Genomic DNA, 20033 nt, shown 5'->3' on the forward strand with positions numbered 1-20033 from the left:
TAAAACTTATATTATTCTACCCAGCTTTTAGCTACACCTCTCAGGCTAGTCGACCTTGGGGTTCAAAGTCAAGTCATTTGTCATAAAATTACCTTTCATAATCCATGGTTCCTTTCCCTCCTTCTCCCCCTTTCCCCTTTACTCACAATAACTAAAGGGATAAGCATCATTACTCCAATATCAGCAGAAATATTTTCTAACTTCACCCTATTATCTCCACTCACGCCAACCTTTAATAAGTGGAAAATAAATTCCCAATTTAATCGGCTGCGGATCAATCTGACGCATGAGTTTTGCATAATAATTCAGCTGCTCGTAATAACGAATCTGTTCACAATTCAGAAAATTTTCCATATCCGATCCTTCATGACTACCTGTTTTATAATCAATTATCCATCGAATTCCCATAGAATCATTGAAAGTTCTATCAATCACGCAATTCATAAGCTTATTATCAACAATTCCAACAACTCTCAATTCATTTTTTGCATGTCGATGACTGCTCAAAATCCACCGCCCTCGTTCATCACTGATCGCATTAACCAATGCTAAAGTGATGCGATCAATCGCATTCTCCACCTCCATATCGTTTCCGCTCATGCCATCTGCAAATAAATTCTGTTTAAAACAGTCATGCATCATTCGTATACGAGCAACATCCCAGGCACGCAACTCATCGTCAGCAATTTTTTTTAACCAACGATGCACTACATTACCCACGTGACGAGCCATTTCGCCCGCCCATGAAAATTCAATATCGTCCTGAATTTGTCTAATTTCATATATCTCTTTCCAAACAACTGATTTTGGAGCATCTGGCAATGCCCATCCTTCTTTTAGCCTATATATACCTTGATTATCTATATCACTAACAGTCACTTCACATTCTTTGCCTTCCGGCTTAGGATTTTTTTCAGCGGCATCAAAATAAATTAATTGTATAGCAGGCCATAACCTATGAAGTAATGAACCCACCGCCGGCTTTTTAGGTATGCATTTTCCTTCTTCACTCTCAACCAAGTTTACATGCCCTAACAAATGCAGAAACTTCCTAGCCCGCGTCGCAGCTACATATAACAAGCGATTCGCCTCATTTTGCTCCTTCTTACAATCAATTTTTTCCATCCACCTATAAATCGGATCAGAATCTAATCCTGTTTCCTGAATAGGTGCAAGTAATAACTCCGGACTAACTAACATGTTTTCGGCTTTAATTCGATCACGCGGTTGCTCCATCCACTTTAACAACTGCTTGTCATTTCTGCGCTGCTCTCGACCGAGCCCAGGCACGATAACTGTATCAAATTCAAGTCCTTTAGCCTTATGAATCGTCATAATCTGCAAAGAATCATCTGCAACCAGATCCTGGGATGCGTAGAGCGCATTCAATCCTTTTTCAAAACTTATCAAATCTCGAATCGTACCAATTTCTTCCTGCTTCTCTAGATAATCCAGGAAGATCATGGCATCGCTCCAGGCTGTTGAGATATCATTTTTATTCTTTTTTACAATGGGATTAATACACCCCGGTCCTCCCAAAGTTTGCCATACCGCCTCAACCGTCATGCGTAGAGACTGACGCTGCCGATGCATTATGCAAGGTGTCAAAACGTTACGTAACCTTTCTATTCGCACCTTTGCATCATCTGACAAATAGCACCAATGATTTGGATCGCCAATTAACTTCCATAAGACTGTTTCTTTGATAGTCGTATCGAAATCTTTTTCTTTTTGTTCATTACTAGCCTTAAGCAAAGCATCAATATCTTTAAGCAAAAGTCCGCACCAAGGCGCACGCAATAATGCAAACCAAGCTACTTTATCCGCTAAATTTATCAATACCCTGGTAAGAATCAGCAGATCCTGAACTACAGGTTTGTAATGCAATAACTCAATATCAATGGCACGAAATCGTAGACCAGATTCTTTTAATTTTTGTACAATTGCCTGTAAATGACTACGGTTACGTACCAAAATTGCGATTGTACTTGTGGGATAATCACAGCGAGTTTGCTGGATGATTTCAACAACCTGCCTGGCTTCAGCAATCTGATTTTTATCAAATAACGGATATACCCTCACTGCGGTCTCTGTGAACTTAGAGTGTATTGTGGCTGAAGGCGTATAAGGCACCGCACCAGACTCAATCTCTTCACGAACAGGCATAATTTGTGTAAAAGTTTCATTAACCCAATCAATGATGCCTTGCTGTGAGCGGAAATTAGAACTAAGCGTAATTGGTTGCAAAACCAGATGGCCAATCCCCGTATTTCTAGCTTGCAAAAAAAGTCCCACTTCTGCTTCCCGAAAGCGGTAGATGGATTGCATCGGATCTCCCACGGCGAATAAGCTGCGTCCATCCCCCATTTCCCAACCAGCAATAAGTTTTTCAATTAACTTAAACTGACTGATCGAAGTATCCTGGAACTCATCAATCAGCAAATGTTGGATACGATAATCCAGCGCCAACGCCAGATCTGTAGGAAACTCGGAATCCCCCAGCGCAAGCAATGCACGTTGCGTAACCTCCGAGAAATCTACAAAACCGTTGATTTGAAAAATGATCTTAAGTTGTGCAACAGCATTAGGTAATAATCTTGTTATTGCACCAAGAATTTTCCATTGCTTGTCCGTATAATAAGCGGGTGGCAATAGACGTACATCATGCAATGCTTGCCGAAAAACTTCCTCTGGGTTAAGCGCAGCGATCAAGGCGTTCCATCGATTTTTCCATTTCTTTGCTTCATCCTTCTCAATTTTGCTGTCACCGGATGGAAAACCCTCGTTGATAGAGATTTTTTTTCTCCAAGAACCTTCCCGGGTAAGTAACAATTCTGCAATCCCATACCAATGCTCAACACTAGCTGAAGAAAGACTATCTATCTGATTGAGAAATAGCATGGACGATTTCCTGTCATCAGCAGTCAGATTTGTAGCAGCATAACGCAGCAATGCTAGCAACTCATTCTCTAACGCCTTGGGAAATTGCAGCAAAACATGCTGTAATGCATGATGGCGTAAATTTTGCAAGGATTCTTCCAGCTCTTGCCGGGTTTTACCATGGATATGACGCAACCAATGGTCACGCTGCGCTAACATTTCGGTCAGTAAAGTTTCGACACGTGCCCTGTCATTATCCAGATGCTCAAGTAACTGCTCCACATCATGGGCAATTACGTGGTCTTGCTGCATCAATTCTAGCGTAGCTCGCGTCGCCTCCAAATAAAAATCGGTAGCGTCCTCAATCGTTTCGGGTTGCGCTCCGAATTTTGACAGCATAGGCATTTGTCTTGTCAGTGAAGCGCATAATGAATCAATCGTCTGTATTCGCAATCGTTCGGGGTGCTCGATAAGATACCAGCCAGCTTGTTGATCGCGCAGCAAAACAGCCGCTGCCAACTCCCGGTTCAGTTTGCCATAAACAATTCCAGCTCCAGCCGGATTGCGTGCAATTTCTAGCTCGGCTAGAACCCGAGTACGCATCTCTGCCGCAGCTTTGCGCGTGAAGGTAATGGCCACCACTTCTTCAGGTGTGTCGACACAAGCCAGTAATTTCAGATAACGTTGGATGAGCAGTGTCGTTTTTCCCGACCCGGCAGGCGCTTGAACAATAAATGATTGAGATGGATCAAGTGCTTGACGGCGCTGATCGACATCAGGGATTATTTTAGAATTAGTCACTTTCCTTGCTCAACTCAGTCATACTGTCATCGATCCGCTCACGAATCCGGCAAAACAACTGCATATCACAATACTTACACGTTACAGGAAAATTCTTGGGATTTACTCTGGCATCACCACTGCAAAAACCCGTTGCCAGATTTGTCAGATATTGCCGCCATACTTCAATCAGATCTTCCCATGTGTTAAACCGTGTGCATTTTTCTAATTGCGAGAAAGCTTTTGTACCTGGCAATAGATTCGCTTCTCGCACTATTGCCGCAAATCCCATTTCACCTCGTTTTATAACCGCAAATGCAGCACCTGCAGCTTGTTGCTTCATTCCTGCCATCACCAGATATAAAGGAAGTTGCGGCTCATCCGGGCGTTCTCCAATCATTGCTTGAATGGATTTTCTGCTTGTTTTGTAATCAATTACGATCCATTGCCCGCCCTCCAGTTCATCAATTCGATCCAAGCGGGCATCCAGAATCAGATCACCTATTTGAATAACGCATTTTTCCTCCGCAGCGATCACCTTAAAGGAATTGCGCTTCTTTTCTTCATCCAACCATTCAAGCGCCAAGCGAAACAAACGTCGTTGCTCAATTTGTGCAAAACGTCCCGAAAGCGCAATAGGCTTATAGTGCTCCATCTCTAAAATAGCGTTGTTTGTAATATCTTTCAGCATGCGTTCAAGATTGTGATCACTAATATCATCAAGCGCTTCTTTGGTTTTCAATTGTTGCCATAGCTGCGCTAATACCTGATGCACCAGCAAACCTCTTTCCGCCGCATTCAGACCTGTGTGCGGCACATCCAAGCCTGTAATATATAATCGATGTTTGGCCCAAGCACGGAATGGGCATGCGGCATAATCCTTAATTACCGATGTGCCCCCGCTGATGCCTTGTTTAACGATTTCTTTATCCAGCGGTAACGATTCACAATCTACGATATATTCCATTTCGCACGATTGGATAATCCGATCATGATGCTGTTCCATATCACGAACCACCGGTTCTCTGAGTAGTATCGATCGAATCAATGGACTGGATTTCAATTCATGCCCATCGTCATCATTACTATATCTGGGATAGCTTAATATGACATCTTTGGCGCTAGATAACCAATTCCGCGTCAGCCGTTGACAGTATGCAGATGACTCCAACGGTGATCCCAAGGGTAATTTTGCTTTGCGCTGCAATCCTAATGGCAAAAAAGGATTTGGATGGGATCTCAAGGGCCACTGTTCATCGGATAACCCCATAACCCATAGATGATCAAACTCCATTCCGGTCGCCTCAAATACATCGATAATCTGCACAGGCACATTAGGTGTTTCAGGCTGAAACAAGGTATCGCTTGCCATCTGTTTAAGTCGACTGACAGCTTCATGGTAGCTGGTTTTTGCATTGATTCGATCGAACGCTGCGAAATTTGCAACAAGCATCTGCCACTTTTTAAGTGTTTGATACTCGCTGGAATCCAACCCACGCTCTCCGGGGAAACCCAAAACTTGCAATACTTCGGCAATAATTCTCGCGAATACAGTATGACTGGCTGACTCCGGAAGTTTAGTCTGACGGAATACCCTTAATGCTGACAAACAATGCAATAAAATCGGACACTCCTTCCCTCTTCTTGCTTGCGATACGAGTATAAATAACCGCTCCAAAGAAATCTCAGGTTCAGAAAAACGACGTATCTGTGCATCTAGCAGCACGCGTTGATTCATTTCACTTTCGCTCCCTGCAAGAAATGGTGAGCGCAACCAGTGACTGATACGATTAAATTCCACTTTTTGGTACAGTAATGCCAGACTCACAAAAGCCATATCAATCAATGGATAATTTGTTAGTGCCAAGCCCAGCGAAACATTAAACGGTGCAATATTCCGTATTGCTCCCGGCAGTGCAAACCGAATATCCGGATGCATTACTTCTGTAAAAATACGAATCAACGTATTCCGATATTTCACCAATGCTGGCACCACGATACCTACGCGCACACTATTATTCACTGTTTCAATTTTGGAGCGTGCCCATATTGCAGCTTGATAAATTTCTTCCTGACTATTTGTATATTCAAATCGTTGAATGGTTGCTAATGATTGCGGGCATCGTATGGTTGGATTAGCAATCACGACTTCACAACCGCAATCACTCAGTTTCTTTAAGAAAACAATTTGCTGTGGTGTAATAACATCGAAACCATAACAAATTATTAGAGATGGCTTTTTAATATCCAGAAATTCATAGTGTTCTGTGATCAGATCACAAATACGCGCTTGATCCGTTTGCCGGGTCAATGTCGTTATATTTTGATAAGTTTCTGCCCAACCTAAAAACTCCCTAACATCTTCGTCCGGTACAAAATCACCTAGACGATGAATCAGCCGCCAGGCATGCGCGAGATGCCATGCTTCACTGACTAAGCGGGCTGTCTGTGAAATTCTCAATAATGTTTTTCCAACTACTGAGGATAGAATAATTGATTCCCAAAGCATTTGTTCCTGATGCACAGACAGTAACAAAGGTAATGTAGCTACCGGCTTGACATACGATGATTCGAGATAAATTCGCTCAGTTAGCGAAGAAAATGGCAGAATATCTGCTGAGTACCATGCAGTCTTTTTCTGTTTGATTTGATCTTGATTAAATTTTTCATTAAGCGCTAATGCAAGCCTGCGATTAGGTGTAATCACCAAGCTGTCAGCATTTATGCGCTTAGATATTTCATCAAAGGGAATCTGTGGGAATTGTGAAGAATCAAACATGCGACATCTGAATTACCGCCATTCCCACTTAGCGTTGCAGTTGATCCAGTTTGTCTTTAACACTAGCCCAGTCATCTGCATCAGGCAAAGCATCTTTCTTTTCAATAATCGGACGCCATTCTTTAGATAGTTCAGCATTCAACGAAATAAAGTGCGTCTGTTCATCAGGTACATCATCCTCTGCATAAATAGCCTCCACCGGACATTCTGCAACGCATAATGTACAATCAATACATTCATCGGGATCTATCACTAGAAAATTAGGCCCTTCACGAAAGCAATCGACAGGACACACATCTACACAATCCGTATATTTACATTTAATACAATTTTCAGTTACAACATAAGCCATGACAACTTTTCCTTGCTTAACACTTTTATAGAATATTATATTTTAGCAGAATTCCAATAAGTAACGCCATCGCCAAAACCACCAGAACCATATATTTTAGTAACAATGCGCGCAACACATTGACCTTTTGTTTGATCGATCACAAAACTACCATGTCATTTCAATTTGCTTCTTGATTACTATTCGCTGTTGCTTTCGTACTCAAATCCACGTAATCAATATGCATTATCTTTACGCAAGACGATCAAAACGGTTTTAAGAATGATCCAAAGGTCGAGCCAGATGGACCAGTGTTTGAGATAATACAAATCGTGTTCGATACGAGCCTGCATTTTTTCCAGCACTTCAGTTTCGCCGCGCCAGCCATTAACCTGAGCCCAACCGGTAATACCGGGCTTGGCTTTATGCCGTAACATATAACCTTTGATCAATTTACGATAGAGCTCATTATGCGCAACTGCATGAGGTCGCGGACCAACAATGCTCATTCGTCCTTGCAACACATTGAAGAATTGCGGTAACTCATCCAGTGATGTGCGCCGGAGAAAACCACCGATTCTTGTGAATCTTTGGTCGTTTTCTTGTGCCTGCTGGATATTTGCACCATCTTCAATGACTGTCATAGAGCGGAACTTATAAACAGTGATTTCTTCACCGTTAAGACCGTAGCGACGCTGTTTAAAAATGATGGGGCCCGGCGAAGTAAATTTTACTGCCAATGCAATACACGCCATCACAGGGAACAGTAGAATGATGATAATCAACGCAAGCACAAAATCACTGATGGATTTGACCACACCATCAATGCCGGTAAAGGGTGATTCATTCATGGCGACTACCGGAATATCACCAATATACTCAAATCGCGCCTGCATCAAATCGAAGATATAAATATCTGGAAGAAAATAAATGGAAGTTGTGGTATCAGGCAATTCATCCATTAATTTTTGTATTCGTGGTTGAGATGACATTGGTAAACTGATAAAAACCATATCAATGCTATGCTTCTGGACATAAGACACGACACCTTCCAATCCTCCCAAGCGGGAGCCAAAATTGATCGGCCGAGTGTCCGTACCAATCTCAGGTTGATTAGATGAATTGGTCGTATAAGATTCAAAGCTACTAGCAATTCGTGTGCTGCTACGTTCATCGAAGTAACCTTGGAAATTGATCAGAAAAAAAGGATGATCGGCAATATGCCTGATAAAGTGCAAACTGTTCTCGTTGATGCCAATGATTATCGCCGAACGCAATTCTCCTTTGTGATACAGATTGGCAACAATGCTATGCACTGTAAGATGACTTGCGATCAACATCAATGGCGTAACAATAAACCAAGTCAGTAGAACTTCTCCTGAAAATTGATTATGAAACTTGGTGGCATAACCCAGAAATATCAGGATAACTACAATGATTAGCCAACCCATTACGGTATCGCGCATATAAGCAAGCAAACGACCCTTGCGCCAGTTACGGTAAACAAGAATACGCTCGAAAATATATGAGGAAATAAAGAAAGTGATAATGACAAGTATCAAATAGTAACTGGTGAAATCTTCCTGATAGAGCCAAGTTGTCAATATCAGCATGCTCCATATGATAAATGGATCAAGCAAGTGCTTAAAAAAGGCTACTATGGGCAAATCATTAACTGTCATCGTTGTCCGTAAGTATATTGCAGGTTGACATTGGCACCATTGGCGTTAAAACCACCAAAAACGGAATCTGATTTCAAATCAGCATGATAGGCTGACGCACTGAGTTCGAGACCAAGATAAGGGTTATATACCAATCTGACAGTAGCGTTGCGGATTCTATTGTGTACACCTAAAGCATTTGATAATTCTGGATCGGTAAGATTTGTTATGCGGTTGCCAAAGTTGCGTGTTTCATACGAGAAGTCTCCCTCCATGCGTACTTTTTCTGTAATATTCCAGTAGGGTATTAAGCTTACGCCGGTATTAAGGCTATAACTTGCAGTCAGATTTTGCCTGGCTGCAGTTTCGCGCCACCCGTTAACAGTCAACCCAGTTTTATCTGTTGGCCGCCATTGAAAAAAACCACGCGCATTGAATCCACTGAAATCGCGCTGTGCAAAACTGACATTCTGGCGATCTACCCATCCACCACGTACCTGAAAGGTAGATTTACTCGTAATATCCCAGTTAATTTTAGCCATGACTTCGTTTTGTTTGTAATCATTATTGACAAATGCTGAAGTAGGTTCAAACGGAAAATTGCCATCTATGTGGCGAAAAAGTACTCCGATTGTATTTCTACCAGCAGTACCTCGCGAAGAAACATAATCGATTCCTCCTTCAAACTGGTTTTCAGTACGTTCAAGGAATCTTAAACGCGGAACATCAGGGGGAGCCTTGATACTAAGATCATAATGAGTAAATTCACCATTCAATCGCCATCTTGGATGAAACCGCCAAGCCGCATTAATATACTCTGTCAATTCGGTACGGATAGATTTAATACCCGGTTGAAACAGGAAGGGTGCCAACGATTGTGTATAACTAGCTCCCATATTACCTTCCAGTTGCCTTCCCAGAAACCAGTTCCAGTTGCCGCTGAAATTCTTCAAACTATTATTCATTACACTGAATTTTTCAAACTGAACGCGACTATAGTTAAGATTAGCACTTAACCGCTGCCGACCGATTTCCTTCTGAAGAATAGCGCCACCGGTAAATCGATGCGACATATCAAAAAGGTCTCTCTGAATAATCGCATTACGAAGAGTTCCATCAGGAATGCTATCAGTCCTCTGATTGTCCCTAAAACGCAATAAATTATCATCCGCGGTAAAAATATAACTGCCGTAGGGCTGTATCACTTTACCAAAGGTCTGAGCATGGGCGGCAAACGGAATGATAAAAACCAGCAACATGCATCCCGAAACAAGAAATCCCAACCAAATGAATCGCAATAAGCAGATCATGCTGAACATATGACACTGGCAAATGTACCCACCTGTAGCTTCAGTAAACAAATATTTCATCAACTTCAAATTCTCAGAGCTCACATTAGTTAAATATCACAGATATTTGACAGAATCGCCTTTTCTTTATTTTCTTTATTTTCTTTATTTTCTTTATTTTCTTTATTTTCTTTAACATATTCTCATAAAATTATTTTTAGCAACACTTTTTCTATAAGAAAAATCACCTTTTTGATCCATTCTTTCCTAAGTGTCGCTATTTTTAACAATTAGGTTTAAATTAACAATACAAAATGCTTTCATATGTGTTACAGAATTTGAAGCCAATCAAATTACGGCGCGATCTGCAATAACATTAAATCAGGAAGAATAGACGTCTTTTACTATTTAAGCAAAGCGGCAGATATAATAATGACAATGGCGAAGGGAAGAACCTAATTTGATCTTATAGATTGACTGTTGAAGCATCCTTCCGCGTTAGAAAATCAATTAGACAGTCCGATTAGTAGTAATTACTAGGAGAAACTGGTGAAATTCACGTCACTTACACAGCGTTTTGCCGTCTGGTTCACATTAGTTTCTTTATTACCAATATTATTCATTGGTAACAGCTTACTGCACACCTTTGAAACAGAAATAAAAGAAGCTGCCATTCAGAAAGTCTCCGCCGTCGCTGATAAAAAAGTCGAGCAAATCGACAGCTATCTTCTGGAGCGCTTGTCTGATGTTTATTTAGTAAGTGGTATGAATACAACACATGAAGCTATCGTTAAGCTCACCGAAGCCTTTGAGCAACATGGAGTTGACTCCGATGAATATCGCCAACTGGATGCGAATTATCGTGAAAGTTTCAAACGTTTTCTGGATTATGCCAGGTACTATGATCTGTTCTTGATTTCCCCTAAAGGGACAATGATTTATTCTCAAGCACATGAATCGGACTTTCCCACCAATTTGCGAACTGGCCCCTATCGTGATACTGGTTTAGGTAGAGTCGCCCGTCACGCGTTGGATAATTTGCAAAGCAGTATTTCGGATTTTGAATATTACGAACCGTCCAAAGGAGCCATAGCCGCGTTTGTTGCAACGCCGATTATGATTGATGGAGAAATTCGAGGGGTGCTAGCGCTGCAAATATACAGTCACCTTGTATTTTCAGTAATTTCAAATAACGTGGGGCTTAGCAATAGCGGAGAAACCATAGTGGCCCGACTTGAAAATGATCAAACCGCCTTGGTAATGGCTCCGCTTAAGTATGATCTTGACGCTGCATTAAAACGGAAAATTCCTCTTGATAATCCGCCATTCTCCACGGCAATCCAATATGCACTGAATGGTGATTCAGGGGGTGCATTAACCGTTAATTACCTGGGCAAGGAAGTTGTTGCAGCATGGCGCTATCTGCCGCGATTGAAGTGGGGTATGGTGGTGCAGATTGATGCCGATGAGGCATTTGCTTCTGTATACCATGTACATTTTGTAGGTGTGGTAATTGTTATTCTCACATTTCTCGCCGCTTTATTCGGAGCTTTCTTGTTTAATCGCCGCGTTGTCGATCCTCTGAAGCACTTGAATCATAGCGCATTAGAAATTTCGGCGGGTAATTTGCATCTGCGTGCCGCGATTGAAGGTTGGGATGAAATGAGACAACTTGCGCAGACATTTAATCTTATGGTGGAGCGGCTAAACGCCAGCAATCTGGAGTTGGAAAATAGAGTTGCCGCCCGTACAGCTGATTTGCAACGGGCAAATTCCGCTTTGGCGATTAAAGAAGAAGAAATGCGTTCTGTTGTTGAGCACATGGTGGATTGTGTAGTTACTACTGATGAAATAGGCAAGATTCTTTCCGTCAATCCGGTAATGGAAAAGCTGTTTGGCTATAGTCACGATGAAATGATCGGACAAAATGTATCGATCATCGTGCCTGAACCGGATCGTAGTAAGCATATCGGTTATATGGAAAATTATTGCCGTACTGGCCACGGCCAGGAATATATCGGCCGCCCTTATTTATCAGGATCGCATGGCATCGGCCGTGGACGTGAAGTGGAAGGCGTGCGCAAGAATGGTGAACGAATCGAGTTATATTTAGCGGTCAGTGAGTATTATGTGGGCGAAGAACGGCACTTTACCGGAGTAATGCGGGACATCCGCGAACATGTACGCATTATGAATGACCTGCAACAAGCCCGGATTGAGGCAGAGCAAGCTAATAAAGCTAAATCGGCTTTTCTGGCCGCCATGAGTCATGAAATTCGCACACCGATGAATGGCGTGATCGGCATGATTGACGTACTTAGGCAAACCAGCCTGACCGGCTATCAAATGGAAATGGCTAACTTAATACGCGATTCTGCTTATTCGCTGCTTTCCATCATTGAAGATATTCTTGATTTTTCGAAAATCGAAGCCGGCAAGCTGGAAATCGAGAAAATTCCAATGTCATTAGCCAATATTGTCGAAAACGCTTGCGGTATGCTGGCGCATGTTGCGCTTAGTAAAAAAGTGGAATTAACCTTGTTTATTGATCCGGAAATTCCGGAAAATATGCTGGGCGATCCTTTGCGACTTCGCCAAATATTGGTAAATATTATTAATAACGCAATTAAATTTTCCAGCAAGCAAGAAAAGCAAGGCAAAGTATCGGTGCGAGTATTATTGACCGAATCCAATCCTGATCAAGTCGTCGTTACTTTCCAGATCACCGATAATGGTATCGGTATGAATAAAGAAACTCAGGAGAAATTGTTTAAATCATTTTCGCAAGGTGATCCTTCTACTACACGGCGATTTGGTGGAACTGGACTTGGTCTGGCAATTTCGCATCATCTGGCAGAATTGATGGATGCAGAAATCACAGTACAAAGTGAGCCTCAGCATGGCTCCACTTTTATTATACAAATGCCTTTTAAACCCCTCACCGAGATCTCATATGCCGATCATAAGATCGATGATCTCGCGGGCATGAATTGCTTGATATTAGGTGAAAATGATGGGCTGAGTAATGATCTGGCTATTTATTTAAGAAGTGCAGGCGCTATGGTTGAGCAGGTGCCTCATCTCATAAACGTTGATCAAATTATTCAGAAACTTGCCTCCGGATTGTGGCTTGTCGTTATCGATGCTGGAGAACAAGTGCCTTCCATTAAAGAATTACGTACTGCGTTTAATGCTCGCTCTAAAGCTATAAAGAACGCTGCAGAAGCGGGATTATATCAATCACATCCCTTTATTGAACCTCGGTTTATTGTGATTAAGCGTGGCCGTCGTCGGCAGGCGCGCATCGAAGATATCGACATTATTACGTTAGATGGCGATGTCATGTACCGTCAATCTTTATTTCGCGCGATGGAGATTGCTGCTGGAAGAATAGAAGCAGAAACGGAAGAAGCCCCTTCTCTGAAGAACGTAATCACATCAGCGCCCAAGCCCATTTCACGTGAAGAAGCCTTAAGACAGCGCATGCTAATTTTGGTAGCGGAAGACAATGATATTAATCAGAAGGTAATCCGCCAACAGCTCAACCTGTTGGGATATGCGGCAGATATCGCCAGTGATGGAAAAGAAGCATTGAAACGTTGGCAAACGGGAGATTATGATTTGTTATTGACTGATTTACACATGCCCGAAATGGATGGATTTGAATTGACAAGAGAAATTCGGGCAATAGAGGCCAATCAAAAACATATTCCAATTGTCGCTTTAACAGCGAATGCGCTAAAAGGAGAAAAAGAACGTTGTCTGCAAACCGGAATGGATGACTATCTGAGTAAACCGGTACAGCTTGAAGATTTGCGTTCAATGCTTGAAAGGTATTTGCCCAATCGGAAGCTAATTGAAGTCGCCCAATCTGACTCCCGACCAGCTTTACCTGACAGCAAAGCCGGGTCGGCCGGAACACCGCTCGATATCCATGTTCTCGAACAGCTGGTTGGTAATGATCCGGTAATGATTAAAGAAATGCTGCTGGATTTTCACACCAGTGCGGAAAAAATTGCAGCAGAACTTCACACGGCATATCAAGCAAGTCAATTGACAACGGTAGGTTCATTGGCCCATAAACTCAAATCATCTGCGCGTTCAGTAGGCGCGCTTGCATTGGGTGAAGTATGCGCACAAATGGAGCAAGCAGGTAAAAACAATGATGCAAAAGCTCTGGCTGGATTCTTCACAACGTTCGATGCGTTGATGATAAGTATCAAAACTTATCTAAATACTTTATATGCAAAGAATGAATAAATTTTCTCCGCATACCCTGCACCTATCCTCGCAGCAAGATCGCGGGGAATTGCAAATTACAAGTTGTAAGTAACTAAAAATCATGCATGTTTCTCGAAACAAATTGAGAAGCGATAATAAATGCTACTCAAACGATGACTTATCTATTCAATAACCCGGCAGAATTTGCAGACGAACTGATTGAAGGATATGTTGCGGCACACCGCAACCAAATACGCTTGGTTGAAGGCGGTGTGATTCGCAAACATAAAGCTAAGCCAGGTCAGGTTGTACTTGTCATTGGCGGTGGTTCCGGGCATTACCCGGCGTTTGGTGGATTCGTTGGACTGGGTCTGGCACACGGCGCCGCCATGGGGAATGTCTTTGCAGCGCCATCAGCACGACAGATTTGTAATGTAGCGCAGGCCGTGGATGCAGGTGGCGGCATCTTGTTTTGTTATGGCAATTATGCAGGCGATGTACTCAATTTCAATCAAGCGCAGGAACGACTTCGCGCAATGAGCATTGATGTTCGAACGGTGGTTATATCCGATGACATCGCTTCTGCACCCTTGACTGAAAAAAATAAACGCCGTGGTATTGCCGGAACTTTACCGGTTTTCAAGGCAGCCGCTGTGGCTGCAGATGCAGAAAAATCACTCGATGAGGTTTTCCGTATTGCAACTGATGCCAATGATCGCGTGCGGACACTCGGCGTCGCATTCTCCGGCTGTACTCTGCCTGGCGCCAATAAACCACTGTTCGAAGTTGCAACCGGAATGATGGAAGTTGGTATGGGAATTCATGGTGAACCTGGCCTCTATCGTATCAATGCACCAACCGCCGATGGTCTGGCAGAGATGCTGGTCAACAAATTACTCGCTGAAATTCCTTCGATCATCCTCAATCCTGATGCTGCACGTATCGGTGTAATACTAAATGGCCTTGGCACTGTGAAATATGAAGAATTATTTGTTGTCTATCGTCAGGTTGATCGATTGCTATCCGAGCGTGGATTGACGATTGTCCAACCTGTAGTGGGTGAATTAATCACAAGTTTCGATATGGCAGGCCTCTCACTGACGTTATTCTGGATCAACGATGAACTTGAGCAAACCTGGATTGCGCCAGCAGACACCCCAGCTTTTTATAGGGGTAATGTTGCCCATTCCAATATAGATACAGTCGAAACAAATTCACTTAGAAGCAAATCCTTATTAGAAATTGGTTCTACCAGCTCACAATCAGCTGCAGCAATAGTATTTCTGGCGCTTAGGGCCGCCCGCAAGGTAATTAATGAAATGAGCGAAGACCTTGGCCGATTGGATGCTATTGCAGGAGATGGCGACCACGGCATCGGTATGCAGCGTGGAATCGCCGCAGCGGTTGCTGCGGCAAAAGAGGCGCGAATTGCCAAAACCGGTGTTGGAACACTACTTAAAGCCGCTGGCGATGCCTGGTCGGATCGAGCTGGAGGTACATCAGGTATCTTATGGGGTATTATCCTCCGCAATCTAGGCGATGCTCTGGGTGATGAAATCACGCCTGACGCATCAGCAGTTGCTGTCGGTATTGCCTCGGCGCTTCGCAATATAACCAATCTCGGAAAAGCACAATTGGGCGACAAGACTCTTGTTGATGTTCTGCATCCATTCTCAGCGGCACTTACCATGACGGCATCACAAGGTCTTTCGATTGTCGATTCCTGGGTTGTTGCAACCGATATAGCAAAGGAAGCAGCTCAAGCCACTAAGAATCTGCGCCCCAGAATTGGTCGCGCACGCCCGCATGCGGAGCAAAGCCTCGGTACACCCGACCCGGGTGCTATTTCAATGGCATTGATCATTTGCGCGATTGAAAAAACAATTAACCGCTTCTGAAATATTGAAGAAATTCGGAGTCCAGCGCGGATCTGCGAGGGGAGATGATGTTCTTGAAGTTGCTTTTTAAGATAAAAATCCTGAAAATCGTTCTGTACATACCATCATTGACTGATTGAAATAAACAGCCCCGTGGTCTTGCCACGGAGCTGTTTATTTCCCTTGTTTATATTTTCTCATCTTAATGCAATGATTTTTATGATAAAAATAATTAGGTGCAATTCATCTTAAGTTTAACCTGATCGGCTATTCCGCACTGCGTCAGGCTGTATTTCTGCCTTGGCAGCCTGATGCATACTTTGTGAGCCACTCACCGCAGCATCAGTGGGCTGGGTCACAACCGCCGCTAAGGAAAACGTGATTGTATAGAGTATAGTAATTGCATAAACTACAAATAACTGAGGCGATTGTATTAACTCTCTTATTTCCATTGGTTTTTACTCCTTCTAATACATTTATCGGTTATCTGTGCAAGTAGTATGAAAGTACAACTGATCTGCAGAAATAACCCCATTAATAATACGCTCTCATAGGTTGACAATATAAATCACTAATTGACTAACCAAGAACACCTCACTTTATGTGATCAAGAGCGAGCTAATTAAGGCAGATACAGGTTAGCTGTTTAATTACAATGACAACCCCAATTGTTATATGGGTACAGTTTAAATATCTCACCTTAAAATAGATAGTATAGATTTATAACATCGAAGAGAAGTACCATAGAATGAAACATTTTGTATCCATATTAGATACAATAATATTATGCAAGATCTTAATCTCCTCATAATCTTTGCTCGAGTTGCTGAAGCCGGAAGCTTTGCAGAAGCGGCGCGTCGCATGAATATCTCTCGTGCAGCGGTAAGTAAGGCCGTTGCCAAACTTGAAAAGGATCTCAGTACTCGATTATTTCTCCGAAGCACCCGACATCTTAGCTTGACCGAGACAGGTGCCGCGCTCTCAGAGCATGCAACTCGCATCCTGGAAGAATCTGAGCACGCCGAACGAGCAATCAATAGTCTCCATGCTGAACCGCGTGGAATACTGAAAGTAAGTGTATCGAGCTCTTTTGGAACGCGCCATATCGCTCCAGCACTTCCTTGCTTTCTTACCCGCTATCCTAAGATAAAAATTGATCTGACTATTACCGATCATCCAGGTGATTTGATTGAAGAAGGATATGATGTACAAATTCGTGTGACAAATGAGCCTGATCATAATCTAGTGGCACGCAAGATTGCGCCTGTGCGCCGCATATTGTGCGCAACTCCTCAGTATTTTCAGCAATGGGGCATGCCAAAAACACCAGAAGATCTGGAAAAACATAACTGTCTCGATTGTGCACTCTCAGCCGAGCAAGGATACTGGCGCTTCAGCGGACCGGCGGGCAAGATCAAGGTCCCAATATCAGGAACCTTACGTATCAATGATAATGATGCACTTGCACAAGCAGCTCTTCATGGATTAGGAATCGCTTTACTGCCTACTTATACTATTGGTATGGAACTACAAAAAGGACGGCTTCAGACAACACTACCGGAATATCTATCGATAGAACGCCATATTTATGCTTGTTATCTCCCAAGCAGGCATTTGCCTGTAAAGATACGTGCATTTATTAATTTTCTTGCAGAATATGTCGGAGATATACCTTACTGGGATCAATCTTTAAAATAAACCTGGCTTCAATCAGGCTCCAGCTTCAGGCTTAAAGCATGCTGAATTTTAAGAAACCCATAGTTTCATAAAATTCAGCCATAAAATGAAAGGTAAATATGGAATTACCCCGTACACCAACACGAAACAAAAATCTTCTGTTTACACCTCTGGCAGGGAGGGGAATGTATTTCCACGAAAATCAGTTATATTTGTCTGAGATAACAGATCTATCTAAGGAAAATGGTAGGCTCTACCATAATGCTCCAACGGGAATATTTAGAGAATACCCAAAAATGAACTAGGTTTATCATAAAGAATTCAAAACATAGCAACAAACAGCTCAGAAGATTATTGAATATATAAAAACCTTCTATAATCAATGATAAACTCAGGTGTTATCTCTCGCCAGTAGAATTTACACGACAATACGATACAAATCGAATCGGTAATCATAAGCTCTATTTTTAAATACGCACATCAATCGTATGATGAATATAAAAAATTCAATTGAACACAAGCTACTAATATTGCGACCACAATTTCTAGAAGTAGTCAATGAAAGTTACAAACATAATGTATTGGAAGGATCCGAATCTCATTTCAAAGTAACTATTGTTTCTGATGAATTTAACGGGAAAATGCTGTTAACTCGACATCGAATGATGAATAACATCCTGGCCGATGAACTTCATTCAATTCATGCGCTTGTCATGCATACAATGACTATAGAGGAATGGTTTGAGAAGAATGGAAAATCCAACGAATCTCCCCCGTGTCTTGGAGGCTCAAAAATAAAATAATCTTTAAAATCAATTGCTCAAGCTATTAGCGTATCCCCATCAAATATCTAAAATCAATAATGGATAATCTCCGAGATAAAACATAATCATATGAAAAAATGTGATAATTATTAATTCTGCAATCATTATCCCAATGAAGAAGCTATCAATTTTGACACATGCAAACTCTACCTCTGAGCTCGAAGCAGAAAAATTTCAGTAATAAAAATGTCATCTTGCATATAAACACAAAACTAATTAAGTTCAAACGGTTCTGCTAAAAATACGCAATTAGCATGTTTAGGAATTTTTCCTTTATCATGACAGTGAAGCTCTCAAACCGATCAGAAAATTCCTAGTACACATGTACTAGAAAAAAAGTCATAATAACCTATTGTATCATGGGATATTTCCACTAATCTTAGCCTTCAGCTTATAAAAAAACAACTATAAAGAAACTGAATATTTATCAATAGCTTGAATCAGCAATTTGATTCTATGAAGCTAATAATTCACAACAAACGACAAAACTTGAGGGATTAAGCATGTCAGTCAAATTAAATAAAATTCGGATTAGCAGTATTCGGCGCATTGCCTTAATTACTGCATTTTTCTTGTCAATTGGCGCCACCGCTGTGCATGCGCACACCCCTCATGACATGGTGCGTGCATTTGCCGCATCACCCAATTATGCCAGTGATAAAACGATGTTCCTAGTCACTGACGGCGCCTATACTGGCTGGCGTTACGATGAAATTCTGCGATCAACGGACGGAGGGCTTAACTGGGTCAATATTCCAAACGGAATGAACCATCCGTACGAATATAGCGCTCTTCGTGTTTCACCAAAATTCAGTACCGATCAAACTGTTTTTGCAGGTCTCAAAGGCAGAGGCGGCATTTATCGATCAACCAACCGTGGCGACTCCTGGGAATCCTATAATACCGGACTCGGCGCTACAAATTTGATTGTAAGAAAAATGGAGGTTGCCGAATCCAGCACGGGTTATGTGCTTTTCTTCACTGATGCCAATGGCGCCCTGTTCCGCCGCTCAAGCACCAATGCAAACTGGGTTCAGGTACTCGATAAAACCAACAAAGTAACCGTCATTGCAATCTCACCCGACTACGCTACCGATAACACCATCGTGATTGCAAGTGATACGGGTTACTTACAAAAATCCACCAATGGCGGCAATGACTGGATCAATCTGGGAAATCCGACAGGAACCATCATCTATGATATGGCTATCGCTCCTGGAGGCGAGGAAATATTCCTCGCTACTCCAAGCTTTGGGATTTTTTACAGCAGTGATGGAGGAAGCACTTTTATCAATAAAGGAAATAATCTACCGAATGAAGCAATCAATAACATAGCGGTCTCGCCGAACTACGCAATCGACCGCACGGTATTCTGCACCAGCTTAAGGCAATCGGTATTTAAATCCACGGATAAAGGCAATAACTGGACGCTGTTCAATTCAGGCGCCCAAGTCACCAAACAAACGACATTGCTCAATGAAATGTCGGATCTGCAAATATCCCTGACCTATGCAACCGACAAGACAATCTTTTTACCGGTATTCGACGGGCTCTTTATTTCGAGGAACGGTGGCACCACATGGTTTCAAAGACAAACACGAATGGGCCTGATGACAGGGCTTGCGCTGTCCACCAGTTTCAACAGTGATCAGGATATGATTGCCACAACCTATGTCGGAAGAGGCATAGCCATTTCCGCTGATGGCGGCACAAC

The 20033-nt window shown here is 42.3% G+C and carries 11 protein-coding genes; 5 read left to right on the top strand and 6 right to left on the bottom strand.

Features of this window, described 5'->3' with window-relative positions; translation table 11 throughout:
- Positions 1-210: 210 nt before the first annotated feature.
- The 5 genes from C4S39_RS04980 to epsL all read right to left on the bottom strand — a co-directional run bounded on the left by C4S39_RS04980 (position 211) and on the right by epsL (position 9690).
- Positions 211-3681 carry a UvrD-helicase domain-containing protein gene (locus C4S39_RS04980; RefSeq protein WP_103965948.1) on the bottom strand — a complete coding sequence of 1157 codons (3471 nt, stop codon included), beginning with the start codon at positions 3679-3681 and terminating at the stop codon, positions 211-213.
- On the bottom strand, positions 3674-6439 hold the full coding sequence (locus tag C4S39_RS04985; protein ID WP_103965949.1) for a PD-(D/E)XK nuclease family protein: 2766 nt from the start codon (positions 6437-6439) through the stop codon (positions 3674-3676). Before C4S39_RS04985 ends, C4S39_RS04980 begins: the two co-directional genes overlap by 8 nt.
- A 28-nt stretch (positions 6440-6467) precedes the next feature.
- Complete coding sequence (fdxA, locus tag C4S39_RS04990) at positions 6468-6791, bottom strand: ferredoxin FdxA (protein ID WP_013647328.1); 324 nt, start codon at positions 6789-6791, stop codon at positions 6468-6470.
- 215 nt (positions 6792-7006) lie between these two features.
- On the bottom strand, positions 7007-8452 hold the full coding sequence (locus C4S39_RS04995) for an undecaprenyl-phosphate glucose phosphotransferase (RefSeq protein ID WP_103965950.1): 1446 nt from the start codon (positions 8450-8452) through the stop codon (positions 7007-7009).
- On the bottom strand, positions 8449-9690 hold the full coding sequence (epsL, locus tag C4S39_RS05000; protein WP_258039295.1) for an XrtB/PEP-CTERM-associated polysaccharide biosynthesis outer membrane protein EpsL: 1242 nt from the start codon (positions 9688-9690) through the stop codon (positions 8449-8451). The genes C4S39_RS04995 and epsL overlap by 4 nt, the downstream gene beginning before the upstream one ends.
- A 579-nt stretch (positions 9691-10269) precedes the next feature.
- On the opposite strand from epsL, the gene C4S39_RS05005 reads away from it, so the two are divergent.
- Both C4S39_RS05005 and C4S39_RS05010 read left to right on the top strand, forming a co-directional pair.
- Positions 10270-13980, top strand: coding sequence for an ATP-binding protein (locus C4S39_RS05005; RefSeq protein ID WP_103965952.1), 3711 nt, complete (start codon positions 10270-10272; stop codon positions 13978-13980).
- Positions 13981-14114: 134 nt separating this feature from the next.
- Complete coding sequence (locus tag C4S39_RS05010; RefSeq protein ID WP_103965953.1) at positions 14115-15839, top strand: dihydroxyacetone kinase family protein; 1725 nt, start codon at positions 14115-14117, stop codon at positions 15837-15839.
- A 233-nt stretch (positions 15840-16072) separates the two neighbouring features.
- Here the strand turns inward: C4S39_RS05010 and C4S39_RS05015 are convergent, their stop codons facing one another.
- Positions 16073-16270 (bottom strand): hypothetical protein, encoded by a 198-nt coding sequence (locus C4S39_RS05015; RefSeq protein WP_103965954.1) that lies wholly within the window; start codon positions 16268-16270, stop codon positions 16073-16075.
- A gap of 334 nt (positions 16271-16604) precedes the next feature.
- On the opposite strand from C4S39_RS05015, the gene C4S39_RS05020 reads away from it, so the two are divergent.
- From C4S39_RS05020 to C4S39_RS05030, 3 genes are all read left to right on the top strand, one after another.
- Positions 16605-17516: a LysR family transcriptional regulator gene (locus tag C4S39_RS05020; RefSeq protein ID WP_103965955.1), complete on the top strand. Its 912-nt coding sequence runs from the start codon at positions 16605-16607 to the stop codon at positions 17514-17516.
- Positions 17517-17986: 470 nt separating this feature from the next.
- Positions 17987-18298, top strand: a complete 312-nt coding sequence (locus C4S39_RS05025) for a BolA/IbaG family iron-sulfur metabolism protein (RefSeq protein ID WP_103965956.1) — start codon at positions 17987-17989, stop codon at positions 18296-18298.
- Positions 18299-18822: 524 nt separating this feature from the next.
- Positions 18823-20033: WD40/YVTN/BNR-like repeat-containing protein (locus C4S39_RS05030; RefSeq protein ID WP_374953012.1), on the top strand; the 1211-nt coding region annotated here is incomplete at its 3' end.

Origin of the sequence: Nitrosomonas ureae (assembly GCF_900108305.1) — a bacterium.
GTDB lineage: Bacteria > Pseudomonadota > Gammaproteobacteria > Burkholderiales > Nitrosomonadaceae > Nitrosomonas > Nitrosomonas ureae_B.